This window comes from Thermoanaerobacter siderophilus SR4 (assembly GCF_000262445.1).
GTDB lineage: Bacteria > Bacillota > Thermoanaerobacteria > Thermoanaerobacterales > Thermoanaerobacteraceae > Thermoanaerobacter > Thermoanaerobacter ethanolicus.
In genome coordinates, this window is record NZ_CM001486.1 from 286394 (window position 1) to 300947 (window position 14554).

The 14554-nt window shown below is 33.6% G+C and carries 13 protein-coding genes; 2 read left to right on the plus strand and 11 right to left on the minus strand.

From position 1 onward, the window contains the following. Window position 1: 1 nt before the first annotated feature. The 6 genes from THESIDRAFT1_RS01425 to fbp all read right to left on the minus strand — a co-directional run bounded on the left by THESIDRAFT1_RS01425 (window position 2) and on the right by fbp (window position 7801). Window positions 2-1147, minus strand: coding sequence for a sugar ABC transporter substrate-binding protein (locus tag THESIDRAFT1_RS01425; protein ID WP_003870807.1), 1146 nt, complete (start codon window positions 1145-1147; stop codon window positions 2-4). Between the two features lie 174 nt (window positions 1148-1321). Beyond that, on the minus strand, window positions 1322-2401 hold the full coding sequence (locus tag THESIDRAFT1_RS01430) for a sugar ABC transporter substrate-binding protein (protein WP_003870806.1): 1080 nt from the start codon (window positions 2399-2401) through the stop codon (window positions 1322-1324). Then, window positions 2391-4004 carry a response regulator transcription factor gene (locus THESIDRAFT1_RS01435; protein WP_006569283.1) on the minus strand — a complete coding sequence of 538 codons (1614 nt, stop codon included), beginning with the start codon at window positions 4002-4004 and terminating at the stop codon, window positions 2391-2393. Before THESIDRAFT1_RS01435 ends, THESIDRAFT1_RS01430 begins: the two co-directional genes overlap by 11 nt. Continuing rightward, window positions 3997-5505 carry a sensor histidine kinase gene (locus THESIDRAFT1_RS01440; RefSeq protein WP_003870804.1) on the minus strand — a complete coding sequence of 503 codons (1509 nt, stop codon included), beginning with the start codon at window positions 5503-5505 and terminating at the stop codon, window positions 3997-3999. The genes THESIDRAFT1_RS01435 and THESIDRAFT1_RS01440 overlap by 8 nt, the downstream gene beginning before the upstream one ends. Before the next feature lie 9 nt (window positions 5506-5514). After that, window positions 5515-6522 (minus strand): sugar-binding protein, encoded by a 1008-nt coding sequence (locus THESIDRAFT1_RS01445; protein WP_039929451.1) that lies wholly within the window; start codon window positions 6520-6522, stop codon window positions 5515-5517. 193 nt (window positions 6523-6715) lie between these two features. Beyond that, a complete protein-coding gene (gene fbp, locus THESIDRAFT1_RS01450) occupies window positions 6716-7801 on the minus strand; it encodes a fructose-1,6-bisphosphate aldolase/phosphatase (RefSeq protein ID WP_006569285.1) in 1086 nt (361 codons plus the stop codon). Window positions 7802-8054: 253 nt separating this feature from the next. Between fbp and THESIDRAFT1_RS01455 the strand changes: the two genes are divergently transcribed. Continuing rightward, window positions 8055-10190: a sodium-translocating pyrophosphatase gene (locus THESIDRAFT1_RS01455; protein ID WP_006569286.1), complete on the plus strand. Its 2136-nt coding sequence runs from the start codon at window positions 8055-8057 to the stop codon at window positions 10188-10190. 309 nt (window positions 10191-10499) lie between these two features. Here THESIDRAFT1_RS01455 and THESIDRAFT1_RS01460 read toward each other — a convergent pair whose 3' ends face one another. After that, a complete protein-coding gene (locus tag THESIDRAFT1_RS01460) occupies window positions 10500-10895 on the minus strand; it encodes a HEPN domain-containing protein (RefSeq protein ID WP_006569287.1) in 396 nt (131 codons plus the stop codon). Then, on the minus strand, window positions 10888-11196 hold the full coding sequence (locus THESIDRAFT1_RS01465; RefSeq protein WP_006569288.1) for a nucleotidyltransferase domain-containing protein: 309 nt from the start codon (window positions 11194-11196) through the stop codon (window positions 10888-10890). Before THESIDRAFT1_RS01465 ends, THESIDRAFT1_RS01460 begins: the two co-directional genes overlap by 8 nt. Window positions 11197-11414: 218 nt before the next feature. On the opposite strand from THESIDRAFT1_RS01465, the gene THESIDRAFT1_RS01470 reads away from it, so the two are divergent. Then, window positions 11415-11843 carry a PPC domain-containing DNA-binding protein gene (locus THESIDRAFT1_RS01470; RefSeq protein ID WP_003870798.1) on the plus strand — a complete coding sequence of 143 codons (429 nt, stop codon included), beginning with the start codon at window positions 11415-11417 and terminating at the stop codon, window positions 11841-11843. A gap of 12 nt (window positions 11844-11855) precedes the next feature. Here the strand turns inward: THESIDRAFT1_RS01470 and THESIDRAFT1_RS01475 are convergent, their stop codons facing one another. The 3 genes from THESIDRAFT1_RS01475 to THESIDRAFT1_RS01485 are packed head-to-tail and all read right to left on the minus strand — an operon-like array spanning window position 11856 to window position 14486. Next, window positions 11856-12923, minus strand: coding sequence for an NAD(P)/FAD-dependent oxidoreductase (locus tag THESIDRAFT1_RS01475; protein WP_006569289.1), 1068 nt, complete (start codon window positions 12921-12923; stop codon window positions 11856-11858). Between the two features lie 2 nt (window positions 12924-12925). Continuing rightward, window positions 12926-14026 carry an NAD(P)/FAD-dependent oxidoreductase gene (locus THESIDRAFT1_RS01480; protein ID WP_003870796.1) on the minus strand — a complete coding sequence of 367 codons (1101 nt, stop codon included), beginning with the start codon at window positions 14024-14026 and terminating at the stop codon, window positions 12926-12928. Window position 14027: 1 nt separating this feature from the next. Next, window positions 14028-14486: a ferritin family protein gene (locus THESIDRAFT1_RS01485; protein WP_019907263.1), complete on the minus strand. Its 459-nt coding sequence runs from the start codon at window positions 14484-14486 to the stop codon at window positions 14028-14030. Window positions 14487-14554 lie beyond the last annotated feature (68 nt).

The window sequence follows — 14554 nt, forward strand, 5'->3', positions numbered from 1 at the left end:
ATTATTTAGGCCAAGTAAAATCGCTTTCTTGGTAATATCCAGAATCTATTAGAACTTGTTTTACATTATTCTTATCCACCACTTGTACAGGAGATGGTTTAGAAGGAACATCTTTTACACCATTATTATAAGTTTTCGTAGCTTCTGGCGTTTTTCCGTCCAAATATGTCAAAGCAGCATTTATCGCATCCTTAACAAGAACCCTAACATCTTTAAAGACAGTCATGGATTGTTTGCCATCAATAATGTATTGAATAGATGGTTTTTCAGCATCTTGTCCAGTAATTACATAACTTTTAATGTCCGGATCTGCTTTAAAAGTATCTGCTATTGACCTTGCGGTACCGTCATTAGGAGCAAGTATAAATACATTACCCTTTAAATCTTTTGTTGCCTTAGCAAGGTTTGCCTGAGCAAGGTTTTTAGCAGTATTAAAATCCCAATTTGTAGTAATTTGTCCTATAATACTTGCCATTTCATCACGAGTTAAGTCTTTTTTATCTTTTAATGCAACTGCTTTGTCAGAATTTGCAATTACAAAAGTACCATCAGCGATCTTTGGCTGTAAAACTTCCCATGCTCCTTGGAAGAATAAGAAAGAGTTGTTATCAGATAAAGCACCAGCATAGAGATATAGAGGATTGCCTTTACCTGTTGCATGATCAACTAAATATTGACCTTGTTCTTTACCTACCTGTACACTATCAAAAGTGACATAATAATCTACTGCATCTGTGTTAAGTATTAACCTGTCATAAGATATAACCTTTACACCTGCTTTTTTAGCTGCCTCTGCAGAAGCTGCTGCCGCATTTGCATCGTGAGGGCACAAAATAAGTACTTTTATACCTTTACTTAGCAAAGTTTCTACATTAGCTTTTTCTTTAGCAGGGTCACCTTGGCTGAAAAGAATTTCAGCAGAATAAGGGGTATTCTTTAATGCATCCTGAAAGCGTGTCTCATCTTGAATCCATCTGGGTTCATCTTTTGTCGGTAATACAATACCAACGGCCAATTGTTTTTTCTCAGAAGTTTGCTCTGAGGAATTAGAAGTTTGTTTTGAGGAAGAAGAACAACCACCAAGAAAAGCAGATACTAACAATAGGAATGCTATTACTACTACTATAAGTCTGCGCTTGTTACTCATTGTACATTACCTCTCCTTTCTAAAATTTTATTTTAATAATTAATTCTACCTCCCCCCTCAAATTGCCTCTGGAACTTTTTTTGTTATCCTTTACTTTTTTGGCAACTTAAATTTTTTAACTTACTTATCTGTAATTTTTTAAGACAAAAAAATACAGGCTTAAAGCCTGAATAATCATTTAGCAACATTTCTGTATACCTCATCGCGATTGTGAAAACCGTCTTTTATTACAGTATCATCTATATTAGTTTTATCAACAGCAATTGGTTCAAGAACATAATAAGGAACGTAATATTTCCCGTCATATATGGTATTTTTAACGTTTAATTTTTCTCCTCTCGCAAGTTTCATAGCCATTTTTGCGGTGGCTTCTGCCAATTTGTCAATTGGTTTGTACACTGTCATAGCCTGAGTTCCTTCCACTATCCTTTGACATGCAGCAAGGTCAGCATCCTGAGCTGCAACCAATACTTTTCCCGCCATTCTGTGCTCTGATAAAGCCTCTATAATTCCTCCCGCTAAAGCATCATCCCCTGCTATTACGGCATCAATTTTCACGCCCTTTTGCAGCAGTTCATCAGTAGAATTAAAAGCATATTCTGTCATCCAATTAGGTGCCCAGTCTTCTTTTACAATTTTTATGTCTCCACTTTCAATTCTGGGCTTTAGAACACTGTCATATCCTTCCTTTATCATTTTTGTGTTGTTATCCGTCGTAGCACCGTTTATTATGAGATAATTTCCTCTTGGCACTCTTTTCACTAAATATTCCGCCATCAATTTTCCAACTTTTACGTTGTCAAAGGATATATAAAGGTCTACATTTGATTTTGTAACAAGCCTGTCATAGGATATCACTTTTACTCCTTCTTTTTGTGCCAATGATACCGCATAAGAGGCTTTTTCAAGGTCATTTGGAACAATGATAAGTACGTCAATTTTTTGGTCCAAAAGGTATCTCACCTGTTTTAATTGGTCTTGGTCATCATTATTAGCATTTTGCACTAAAACCTCTGCCCCCAATTCCCGTAATTTTGCCATTACTATATCTCTATCTTTAATCCATCTTTCTTCTTTTAAGGTACCAAGAGAAAAACCAATTTTAATTTTATGCCCTTTTTTATCTAAGTTAGAGTTTACATTCTTTACCTCTCTATACGCTACTACATGCTTAACAGTCAAAAAAACTAAAACACCAAAAATAATCATCAGGACAATTGCTACTATCACTTTGATTACATTTTTACTCTCCACCAACTACACCCCCTTTTTTGTAAATAGCCAATCTGTACTCTGTAGGCGTCATCCCTGTAGCTTTTTTAAATATCTTGCTAAAATAATTTGGGTCGCTGTAGCCAACCTTGTAGCACACTTCTTTTATGCTTACAGTTTCATCCTCTAATAGTTCTTTGGCTTTAGTTACTCTCAAATTTGTCAAGTAATCGATAAAATTTTTTCCAGTTTGATCTTTGAAAAATTTACTAAAATAGTAGTAACTCATATTGACTTCTTTTGCAACGTCATCCAGTGTAATGTCTTTATTGAAATTGTCCTCTATAAATCTAATTATTTTGGCCATAAAGGTATCCGTTTTTTCTTTGTTGATAGTTTTTATGCTGTCGAATAGATTTTTCAGAGTATTGATAAATATAAACTTTATTTTGTCAACATCGTTTATTTTTAAAATTTCTTCCAGCTCTCGGTTTTCAATAAAGTTTTCCTCCTCAGCATAATAGGAAAGATTCCTTTTAATAACACCGATTATTTCTATAAGTTTGGACTTTATTTTATCTACATCCTCTTGGTATTCTAAAACCATCCATTCGTAAATTTCATTAAATATACTGAAAGATCCTTGAAGGTCCCCAGTCATAAGTCTATCAATAAAAAGTCTTTCTTTATTAATAGGATAAGGCTTAAATCTATTTTGTGGCATTGCAATATCATCAAAATGTACAATCAGTTCATTTTTTGCCATTTTTAATGCCATTTCTGCTTCATAATAAGACTTCAAAATATTCTCGAAACTGTAAACTCTACCCATTCCAATCCTGTAAGGAATTTTCACTTTTTGGTTTATAGCTTCTATTATTTTCTGCGCTGTTTCTATAGAATTATTTTTAATCTCAAATGAATCTCCCTCCTCCACAGGAAAGTACACAAATAACTTGTCAATAAAGTATGGCCCTATCAAACATTTTTTAATATTTTTTACAATTGTTTTAAAATAATCATAAAAATTTTGTTTTTCTATGCTCAATTTTAGATTTTGATCTTTGATGTTTTTACCAAAATCCTCCACTGTCACTATCATGGCATAACCCCGTTTTAATTCTATTCCAAATACATCTTCATAAAAGGACAAGTCATCATAGGTTATACCACTAAAAAGAGTAGTATACAAAAATTGCCCTTCCAAATAAGGAATAATCTTATTGAGTTTCTCCTTTAACTCTAACTCTTTTAACATTGCCTCTCTTCTTTTTTCAATCACCTCAATAGCTTTCTTTATAGTTTCTACGACTTTATTTCTATTAAGAGGCTTTAAAAGATAATCTAACACTCCAAGGTCTATTGCCTCTTTTGCATAATTAAAATACTCGTAAGCGGTAATAATAACAAAAATTATGTCCTTATGCCTTTCTTTAATTTGCTTTATGGCTTCAATTCCATCTATTCCTGGCATCTTTATATCCATAAAAACTACATCAGGTTTTAAAATTTCCACTTTTTCAATGGCTTCTCTTCCAGATTTAGCAAAACCAATTATATCAGCTTTTACATCATTCTTTTCTATGATAAATTTAATTGAATCTATAACTATTTGCTCATCGTCCGCAATAAACAATTTAATCATTTTCTTTATCACCCTTCATTAAAGGAATTTTTAAAGTAACTTTTGTTCCTTCTCCTATTTTGCTATCTATCTCAATTACATCTTCTATAGCAGAAGTGTTATAAAAAAGTCTTAGTCTGTTTATGATATTGTGCATGCCAATACCCGTAACATGCCTTTTAGATAAATCCTCATTGTCTGCTGATAATATTGCCCTTACTTTTTCTTCACTCATTCCTATCCCATTGTCAATAACCTCTATTAAAACTTTATCATTATCCTTCTTTACCGTAAGTTTAATAAAACCTCCTTTTTCTGTATCTTCTAATCCGTGAATAAAAGCATTTTCAACTACAGGCTGAATTATTGTACAAGGCATTTCTACATCTAAAACCCCTTCGTCTACATCTACTTTAAAATCTACTCTGTCGCCAAATCTCGTTTTCAAAATGTACATATATGTCTTTACATTGTTTATCTCGTCTTGCAAAGTAACTGTAGTATCCAATTTTTTTAGATTATATCTAAATAGGTTTGCAACGTTTTCTATAAACTCCGAAGATTTATCTGCCCCTTCCATCATCGCTAATTGTGCAGCTGCATTTAAGGTATTAAAGAGAAAATGTGGATTTATTTGAGACTGCAAAGCCTTAAGTTCTGCCTCTTTTAAAATATTTCTCATTTTGAGATTTTGCATCTCTTGTTCTTTTAATTTTTTCTCTACTTCTGCCTGATTTTTGATTTCCCCTATATAATTTTTTATGCTTACTACCATTTTATTAAAAGCTTCTGCAAGTATATTTATCTCATCGTTTGTCTTTATAGAAAGCGGTCTTACATCAAAATCTCCTTTTGAAACTCTCACTGCCAAATGGGAAAGGTCTATAAGAGGTTTTGTAATTCGATAGGTAAAAAATATTGCAAGAAATATGTTAAAAAGAATAGAACCTATTATCAAAAACACATTCAAATAGCTTATAAACTCCATGTTTTTTGTTATAGATGCATATTTTAAAGAGCCCTCTTGCAATTTACTGTTGAGAAGATTATTAATATAAAGTTTTATATATTCACTTATTTTATTGGACCTCGTAAAATGTGCAATGTACTCGCTGCTTATCCTGCCTCTTTTAGCATTTATTGCTGCGTCAGTTTCATTCAAAAGGCTTTCAATCATATTCCCTATATCCTTTAACATTAAACCATCCTGGTCATAGTTTTTTTCATTTAAAATAGCGGAGGCTTGTTCTTGAAGTTTGTTATAGAGGGTATAATAATTTAAAAGGGCGTCCGAAGATTTGGTAGATAAATACTTCTCCACTTCTGTTTCCAACATGTTTACATCCGCATTTAAATTGTTAAGGTATATATAATCCACAAAAATTGATTTTAAACGATTTATAACTGACTTTGCATTATAATACGAATAAAAACTTGTGATACCCATTAAAATAGTGATTATGAGGTAATAAACTATCAATTTTCGCCTTATGCCCGTAAATCTCCACATATCTTTTTTCATGCCATCACCTTATTCTATTGATTGTATTCTTTTGAAATATTCTTTGACATTGTCCTTGGTAATAACATTTACTCCTATATCAACAAATGTAGAAACATTATTTTTTTCTTTAATTTCCACCATAGATTTTACACTTTCATATCCTATTCTGTAAGGGTCACTCATAACTGTACCGTATATTATTCCCTTGTCGATATACCTTAAAATATCCGCTGTATCTCCATACCCTACAATCGCTATGTCTCCCACCTTGTTAAAATCAACTATTACTTGTGCAGTACCAATGGTATCCACAGAATCTGTAGTGTAAATGGCATTTATGTTTTGTTTACTGCTTATAATTGACTGAGTAATCTCTTCTGCGCTTAAAGTACCTAATTTTGAAGTGTAAACTTTTACTACTTTCATTTGAGGATAATCCTTTATGGCATCTAAAAAACCATTGATTTTCAAATTTTGATTTACAGTGTCCAATTGATAATCATTACTGACAATTATAGCAATGTTGGCTTTCCCTTTAGTAGCTTGAATCATAAGTTTTCCTGCTTCTTCTCCTAATTGAAAACTGTTAGTACCTATAAAAGCCTGTCTTTTGCTATCTTTCGCGTCATTTTCTATTGTAATTACTGGTATACTTTCTTTATAGGCTTCTTCAATCAAGTCTACAAATTCTTTACTGTTTGAAACATGAGTTATTATGCCATCAACTTTAGACAGTATAGCAATATCCAAATACTGAAGTTCCTCTTGGATGTTATTAAATTTAGGAGCATTAAATTCAATTGCAACATTGTAACGTTTTGCAGCATCCATGGCACCAATTTTTACTTCTTTCCAAAAAGGATCTACAGAATTTTGGGCTACCATGTAAAAGTGATATTGAGGCGTTTTTGCAAAAATGGGTTCTTCTACCTTTTGAAGCTTATATAAAAAAATGCTCAATGCTGCTATCAAAATGACCAAAATTAAAATGACCCTGTCCATTAACTTAAAAAACTTCTCATTTAACGTTTTCATAAAAATCACTATTTCCTCCCTACGTATCCTTTACAATAATAATAAAGCACTAACAAATACATATCAATTCAAAATTATTAAATAGTTGTCACATAAAATTGTCCAATCTTTTATATTTATTATATTTATTCGATAAACTTTTCAAAAATCCTTTCTTGAAAAAATGTAAAAATGAGGCGCAATTTGCACCTCATTATTCCTCCCATCTCCCTTGAAGTTTTTCAGCAACATGAGGTAGGGTAGTGTATTCCAATTCCTCTAAAGGCAACCTGTGAGGCTCAAAGGGTCCCATCTTTCTTATGTAATCGGCTATTTCTAACGCTTTTTCCCTTGCATTGTCAAAAGCAACATCTTTAAAGAAGTCCTGCGGGCCAATAAGCTTACCCTCTGCTAATTGAAAACCAAGTGCGCATACTCTTGGAGGCCCATCAAATCTGGTAAGCACAGCATCTTCCAATGAAACAGGTATCATAGGTCCATTATGAGACCCCCTCATCCAACCAGCAACAAGATAGGGATTAGCAAAAGGTTCCAACGCTTCGCCTACTGCTGGAAGACCATTTTGGCATCTCACAATAAGTACAGGGTCATCCTTTCCTATATACTTCCCCGCCATAAAATTCATTCTTTGAGTAGAAGACACTGCTGCAATTTCATTGTTTTTTGTATACACTCTTCGTATGCAATATCGTCCTGTCGCTCCAATAAAGACCAGCATATCATAAATATCTTCTGGAGTTTCAAATATTATTTTTTTATGCCCAATCATATCATAAACTTCAAATTTAAATCCTTGGTGCATATTAGGGTCAATTACAAGTCCTACTGTATTAAAAGGATCTGCAAACATCTTGTAAAGTGGTAAATTCCATGCTCCTGGCTCTGTTTTATCAGCCATAAAAATTATGACAGGCTCACTTTTTCTTTCTTCAATTTCCATCTCTGCAACTCCCGGTCCTAACCCCTTTATATTGCCTGAAAATGAATCTTTCAACAAATCTTGTCCTGCACCGTACAATTTAAGTTCTTTAGCTTTCTCACCACAAGACCAAAGTGCATCCCATGCAAGTTTATGAACTTCTTCGTTATCTATTCCTTTTCTATGAGTCATTATAAGTTCAATGTCATCTCCTACTCTAGTCACATGAAAGTCAATGAGCATTTTCCCTTTTTCTTTTAAATGTTTCTTAGCGATTTCAAGAAGTTCAGGATGTACGTCTGTATGCCCTACAAAGCCACCAACATCTGCTTTAATCACAGTTAAAGTTATTTTGGACATAGAATTTTCCTCCTTTTTATATTAGTATGTTATATTTTATTAATAATGCTATACTATTTATACTTATATTTTAAATTATTATGTCTATTTTTTCAATAGTATGTCCTATTTATTTGCGATTCTTGTGCTTTCACTTAATTTCACTTATATCGTTTAAATTAGAAACATTTCAAAAATAATTGAAGGAATTTTTAAAAGTTTGTCGAAATACTAATGAGTAGTGACAAAATTATAAAGAAAGGGATGATATAAATTGGGTTCCTATCTTGCTCTAATTTACGGGGTTATAATTATTGCAGCCCTCGTTATAATTGGTTTAATTAAATTTATCTTTGCACAAGATAAAGGCGATGAAAAAATGCAGCAAATTTCAGACGCTATAAAAGAAGGAGCTATGGCTTTTTTAAACAGACAATATAAAACAATTGCGTTTTTAGCCTTAATTGTAGCTGTAATAATTATTGTAGCTAATTATTATGGACATCTATCTGAAGGAACAAGTACTGCGTTAAGTTTTGCATGGCATGTAGGACTCGCTTTTATTACAGGTGCTTTTTGTTCAGCTCTGTCGGGTTACATTGGAATGTATATGGCGGTAAATTCGAATGTAAGGGCTGCTGCTGGTGCAAAATCTGGTCTTAACAGGGCTCTCCAAATTGCTTTAAAAGGAGGAGCTGTAACAGGTCTTGCAGTAACAGCATTGTCTCTTTTTGGAGTCGCTACGTTATTTTTGGCATATGGTGGTTTATCTGGACAAGATGAGCTTATAAAAGAAGCTCCTTCTCTCATCGTCGGTTTTGGTTTTGGTGCTTCTTTCGTAGCATTATTTGCCCAGCTAGGCGGTGGTATATATACCAAAGCTGCCGATGTAGGAGCTGACCTTGTGGGTAAAGTAGAAGTTGGAATTCCAGAAGATGACCCTAGAAATCCTGCAGTTATAGCTGACCTTGTTGGAGATAATGTAGGAGACTGTGCAGGAAGAGGAGCTGACCTCTTTGAATCAACCGCTGCTGAAAATATTGGCGCTATGATATTAGGAGTAGGTCTTTATCCTGTATTCGGGTGGAAAGGAATACTTTTCCCATTAGTAGCTCGTGCAATAGGTATAATTGCCTCTATCATAGGCATCTTTTTCGTCAATGCAAAAGATGAATCAAAAGACCCAATGATAGCTTTAAATAAAGGTTACTTTGTCACTACAATTGTAAATTTAATTGCTCTTTTCTTTGCAGTAAAAATAATGCTTTCTGGACATTTGCCTGATGGCAGTGAAGTTAATTATTGGTTACTGTATGGTGCAGTAGTAACAGGTGTTGTACTAAGTTACATCTTTGTATTCTTGACAGACTATTATACTTCTGTAAATAAACGTCCTGTACAGGAAATTGCCAAAGCTTCCACAACGGGAGCTGCTACAAACATAATTACAGGTATTTCTGTGGGTATGGAATCTACTGCCCTTCCAGTTATATTTATATCTGCAGCAATATTTATAGCTTATAAACTTGGTGAATTAGCACTTCCTCATATAGGGACTTCTGGACTTTACGGCACAGCTATTGCAACAATGGGCATGCTATCAACAACCGCCTATATACTTGCAATGGATACATTTGGACCTATTACTGACAATGCTGGTGGAATTACTGAAATGTCAGGAGCACCAGAGTCAGTAAGACATGTGACAGACAGGTTAGACGCTTGTGGAAACACTACAAAAGCTTTGACAAAAGGATACGCAGTAGGTTCAGCCGCTCTTGCAACTTTCCTGCTTTTCTCAGCATATCTGGATGAAGTCAAAAAGATATTAGGTAAACCCATTGATTCTTGGTTTGCTGTAGATATAGGAAAGCCCGAAGTTTTCATAGGAGCATTTATAGGAGCAATGATTGTATATCTCTTTAGTTCAACTGCAATAAGAGCTGTTGGTAAAGCGGCACAATATGTAATTCTGGAGGTAAGAAGGCAATTTAGAGAAATTCCCGGCATAATGGAAGGTACTGCAAAGCCGGACTATGCTAAAACAGTAGATATTGTAACTAAAGGCGCTTTAAAAGAAATGGTGATTCCGGGACTTATCGTAGTAGTAACACCAATATTAGTAGGTGTAATCCTCGGTAAGGAAGCCGCAGCAGCTTTCTTAATGATAGGTACTGTTTCAGGTGTAATACTGGCTTTATTCTTAAACAACGGCGGCGGTGCGTGGGATAACGCAAAGAAATTTATAGAACTTGGCAATTACGGTGGTAAAAAGTCTGAAGCTCATAAAGCTGGAGTTGTAGGAGACACTGTAGGTGATCCATTTAAAGATACAGCCGGTCCTTCACTGCACGTTCTCATAAAGCTCATAAGCACAATAACCCTTGTCTTTGTGGCTCTATTTAGATGATAAAAAAGGCGGGAAAACCGCCTTTTTAGTTTGTTGACAAAGTTAAAAATTTTAAAGGAGATATTTTGCATCGTCGCTCCGATGTTCCAAAGCGACAAAACTAAAGCTCGACCTTCAGGCTCCGGCAGGGTACCGGGCACATTCGACGTCCTTGTCTTAGTGCCCGCCTCCGCCATCCGTGGCTTCGGCCCTGCCTCCATCCTCGGTCTTGCTAAGTTTTGTTTCCGCTTTGTCACAAGTCGTTCCTTATGCAAAATATCTCCTTTACGAAAGTCTGTCTGCAGTCTGAAAGGCGGGAAAACCGCCTTTTTAGTTCTTTTCTTGTACTAATTTATCTATAAAATTCATAATTTCTTCTGTTATTCTCATGCATTCCAAAACCTCTTCTTCCTCCACATAAAGAGGTTCTTCAGCAGGATATCTTGTTTCAATGTAATATGAGTTTACTAATGCACAATCCTTAAGAAAATTTTTGAAATTCTCATTATATTTTTGTGCTTCTTTACAAAGTTTTACCAAACTATGTCCTTCATTAATTACACCCGTTTTTGATATTAAATAACCCTTTAAATATTTTTCTATAGCTTGTTGACAGTGAAAGCATATAAGATAATAATCGCCACCATGTTCATACAAAATTTTTGCACCATTAAAATCTTTCTTAGCCATATTAAACCAGTCTTCAATTTTTTTAGAATCAACCAAGCAAACTCACTCCTTTTGATTTAATTAAATAAGCGAAAGTTGAAGGGTCATTTTTGTACTTTTTCCATTCTTCCGGAGTGTAAACTATTATATCTATGTCAACGGTGTAATCAAGTTCTATGAGCATTTGCTGAATGAGTTTTCTTTTATTATCCGTAGCAATAATCACACATATATCTATGTCACTTCTTTTAGTTATTATACCTCTCGCACATGAACCAAAAAGGTATATATCCTCTGGCTTATATTTTTGAATTATCTGATTTTTTATGCTTTGTATTTCTTTTTCATAAGGTCTCATACATCTTTCTCCTTACAAGTTTTAATTTCTATGCCTTAACTTACCTTACCAATCTTTCCTTCTTAATAATTAATTATACTATTCTTAAGTTCATATTACAACTTTTTGTAACAACCGGTCATGGGTCAAAATTTTGTACTATGCAAATGCCATGCTGAAACAAGTTTTTTGTGATATAATTATAGTGTAAAAAATAAAAATTAGAAGGATGTGGTTTTATGGGGTATAAAAGTGTATTAATTGAAAGAAGGTTTATGGGAAAATTTCCATACGGAAAAGACCTTTTAGAAGAAATTAATAAAGTCATCACCAGTGAAAATATACGTTCTGGTGAAGTACGCATAATAGGTGCTGTATCAAAAGCAGTATTTGGCTACTATGATGCACAAAGCAAAAACTACATATACATATCAAAAGACGAGCACATGGAAATACTAAATGCCACAGGAAATATTTCAGTAAAAGATGGCAAGCCCTTTGCTCATGTCCACATAACATTAGCAGATAAAAACGGAAACGCTTTTGGCGGTCATTTAATGGAAGGGACAATAATATTTGCTGCAGAATTCGTAATAACAGATTACGGTGACAATAATTTGGAAAGAGTTTACGATGAAACAACAGGACTTCAATTGTGGAATATTTAAGGCCCAGTTTAATCACTGGGTCCTGTTTGTTATTTTCACAAGAAAATGTAAATATTTTATCACATCTAAATTAGTTTTGTACATCACTCTTTTAACTATAGGATTTCCAATCACTTTTACTATTCTATCATAGTCTTCATTTTTTATACTATCCATCATCTTCCTAAAATCTACAAGTTTATCAACTTTATCTGTTATTTTCTTTACTTTTTTCTCATAATCTTCGCCATGTTTAATTGATTCAGCTGAATAAACCGCACTTTCTACAGCGTTTAAAAGTCCAAATCCTAAAAAAGGATCTAAAAAACCTCCTGCATTTCCTATTAGATATATATTGTCTATTTGGTGTCTATCTGTTATACTTATGTCTAATTCCGTCTCAAAAGTTTCTATCATCTCATAATTTAGTTTTTCTTGATGCAAAAAGGTGTGCCACATATTTTCAATCTCTTCTTTTTGCGTATAAGTAGCCACAAGAATTATTGACGCTTTATTTTGACTAAGAGGTACAAGATATCCAAACCCTGACCTCGCGTACATTGTGTTAAGCCATAAGTACACAGTATGAGGCTCAAAATCTCCTAAAGCAATTCCTCCTTTGATCCTTGAAGAAACTATATTTTCAACTTCTGTAAGTTGTTTTGCTATCATACTATTTCCTGTAGCAACTACCACATAATCATAAGATTTGGCTAATTCCTTGTAATCCGCATTAATATTAAAATTTATCTTTGCATTTATTTTTTTTGCCAATTGGTTTTCTACACTTTCTTGCTCTTGACCTCTTTGCACAATATATCCAAGATTTTCTCCCTTAATAACTGTTATGTTTTTTGGAGATTTGATAATTATTTTTTTCACTTTGGTCAAAGGTATAATAGAAATTCTAAACTGACTCTCCATAAACTTAAGAGGATCTTTGTGAGGCCTATGAACAATTTGCAACAGCAATTCTCCAAAAGAATAGAGGCTTCCAATTGTATGCTTCCTTTCATAAATATCACACTGTACACCTAATTTTTCAAGAATGTAAGCGCAGCATAAGCCTGATACTCCTGCGCCGATTATTGCCACTTTCATTTTTATACCCTCTTTCTATGTTCATAAGGCTTATTGTGTAGCTTGTTTACTGTATATTCCATAAAAAGTGAACCGTATTTTATCGCATTGAAATTAGTATTGTAAACAAGTTTTTTCACAGGAGGAAAAGTAAGAATTTTTATAAACTTGTCCAATTTATCATTGTCCATAAGGTCTAAAGCTTTTCTAAACTCCAACATTTTTATATTAGCATTTGACAAAAAACTAATTTCTTTTTCAAAGTCAATTCCCTCTGCTATGCTTTTAGCAGCTATTGCCCCACTCATAATAGAGTTAAAAGTTCCAAATCCTAAAAAAGGCTCTATCGCCCCTCCTGCATTCCCAACAAAAAGCAAGTTTTCATATTGATGTGGAAAACAATTACCCGAAGTATGCTGCAAATCCACCATATTGACAATATCTACATTCATTTTCTCTACTTTTAGAAAGGTATCCCAATAATACTGCAGCTCTTCTTTTGAAATGTAAGGTATAACCATAGCTAAAACAGCTCTTTTTTCATTGTAAGGAATCAAATACACATAGCCGCTCTTAGTGTATAAAGTATTTATCAACATTATAAGAGTTTTTGTATCAAAATTTCCTAATACATTTGCAACTCTCACCCAGGTCGTCACCAGCTCTTGCCAACACCCCAATTCTTTTGGAATTTGCGAACTTCCCGTAGCAATAATGACATAATCGTAATTATTTTTTAACTTTTTATAATCAGCTTCTATATTGAAATTAACTGGTATTTCTAACTTATTATACAATTGATTTTCAAGAGAGTTTGCGTCCTGCCCTCTTAAAATCATATACCCAAGATTACTCCCAGTAACAGAAGCCGTTACAGTTGGCCCCTTCATAACTATTTTGTCAATTGTGTTAATTGGCTTAACCTCTATTCCATAAACATTTTTAAGATGATGAAGCGGATCCTTTATAGGCCTATTTATCACTTTTAATAACCCCGCAACATGGTTAAATAATTCACCTATTTTGCACTTTTTTTCGAAAATATCTGGTGTAATACCATATCTTTGAAAAGTAATCGCCGCAGCCAGCCCTGAAACACCAGCGCCAATAATAGCCACTTTCATGTTAACTCATCTCCGGTGTATTTAAAACTGTGTTATTTGGAATAGAAGGTTTCGATTCCAGACTTTCAATCTCCATTTGAAGAATAGAAATAAATCTCATAACATCATCCCTCATTTGAGTAAACAATTGCCTTACATATGGATTAGTTATATTTACGACACTTTCGTTGTAAAAAGCCTGAATATTGACTAAATTTTTTAGTAAATCTTGAAGCATGTCTAAAGGCTCTTGAGACATGTTCTTTTTGGAAAGCGAGCCAATATGCATAGTTTTTTCTGCTTTCTTTATATCCTCTTTGTGGTTTTTGACCATTATTTCAATTTGTTTTAGCAATGCTTTTGTTTGATTGTCCATCACTTCTTTCCCATATTCTCTCACTTTGTCCAATAATATTTTTTCCAAATTTTGAGCTTCAACAAAAGAACTTAGTATAATCTCTTGTTGTGTTATCTTTTGCACAGCCATCACATCCTAAAAAATCATTGTTTTAATTATTATATTTTCACACTGTGACTTTTTATATGCAA

What these genes read in the sequence shown, in the direction of transcription:
- THESIDRAFT1_RS01425 (WP_003870807.1), bottom strand. Translation starts at nt 1,147, where the DNA reads ATGAGTAACAAGCGCAGACTTATAGTAGTAGTAATAGCATTCCTATTG.
- THESIDRAFT1_RS01435 (WP_006569283.1), bottom strand. Translation starts at nt 4,004, where the DNA reads ATGATTAAATTGTTTATTGCGGACGATGAGCAAATAGTTATAGATTCA.
- THESIDRAFT1_RS01440 (WP_003870804.1), bottom strand. Translation starts at nt 5,505, where the DNA reads ATGAAAAAAGATATGTGGAGATTTACGGGCATAAGGCGAAAATTGATA.
- THESIDRAFT1_RS01445 (WP_039929451.1), bottom strand. Translation starts at nt 6,522, where the DNA reads ATGAAAACGTTAAATGAGAAGTTTTTTAAGTTAATGGACAGGGTCATT.
- fbp (WP_006569285.1), bottom strand. Translation starts at nt 7,801, where the DNA reads ATGTCCAAAATAACTTTAACTGTGATTAAAGCAGATGTTGGTGGCTTT.
- THESIDRAFT1_RS01465 (WP_006569288.1), bottom strand. Translation starts at nt 11,196, where the DNA reads ATGAGACCTTATGAAAAAGAAATACAAAGCATAAAAAATCAGATAATT.
- THESIDRAFT1_RS01470 (WP_003870798.1), top strand. Translation starts at nt 11,415, where the DNA reads ATGGGGTATAAAAGTGTATTAATTGAAAGAAGGTTTATGGGAAAATTT.
- THESIDRAFT1_RS01475 (WP_006569289.1), bottom strand. Translation starts at nt 12,923, where the DNA reads ATGAAAGTGGCAATAATCGGCGCAGGAGTATCAGGCTTATGCTGCGCT.
- THESIDRAFT1_RS01480 (WP_003870796.1), bottom strand. Translation starts at nt 14,026, where the DNA reads ATGAAAGTGGCTATTATTGGCGCTGGTGTTTCAGGGCTGGCTGCGGCG.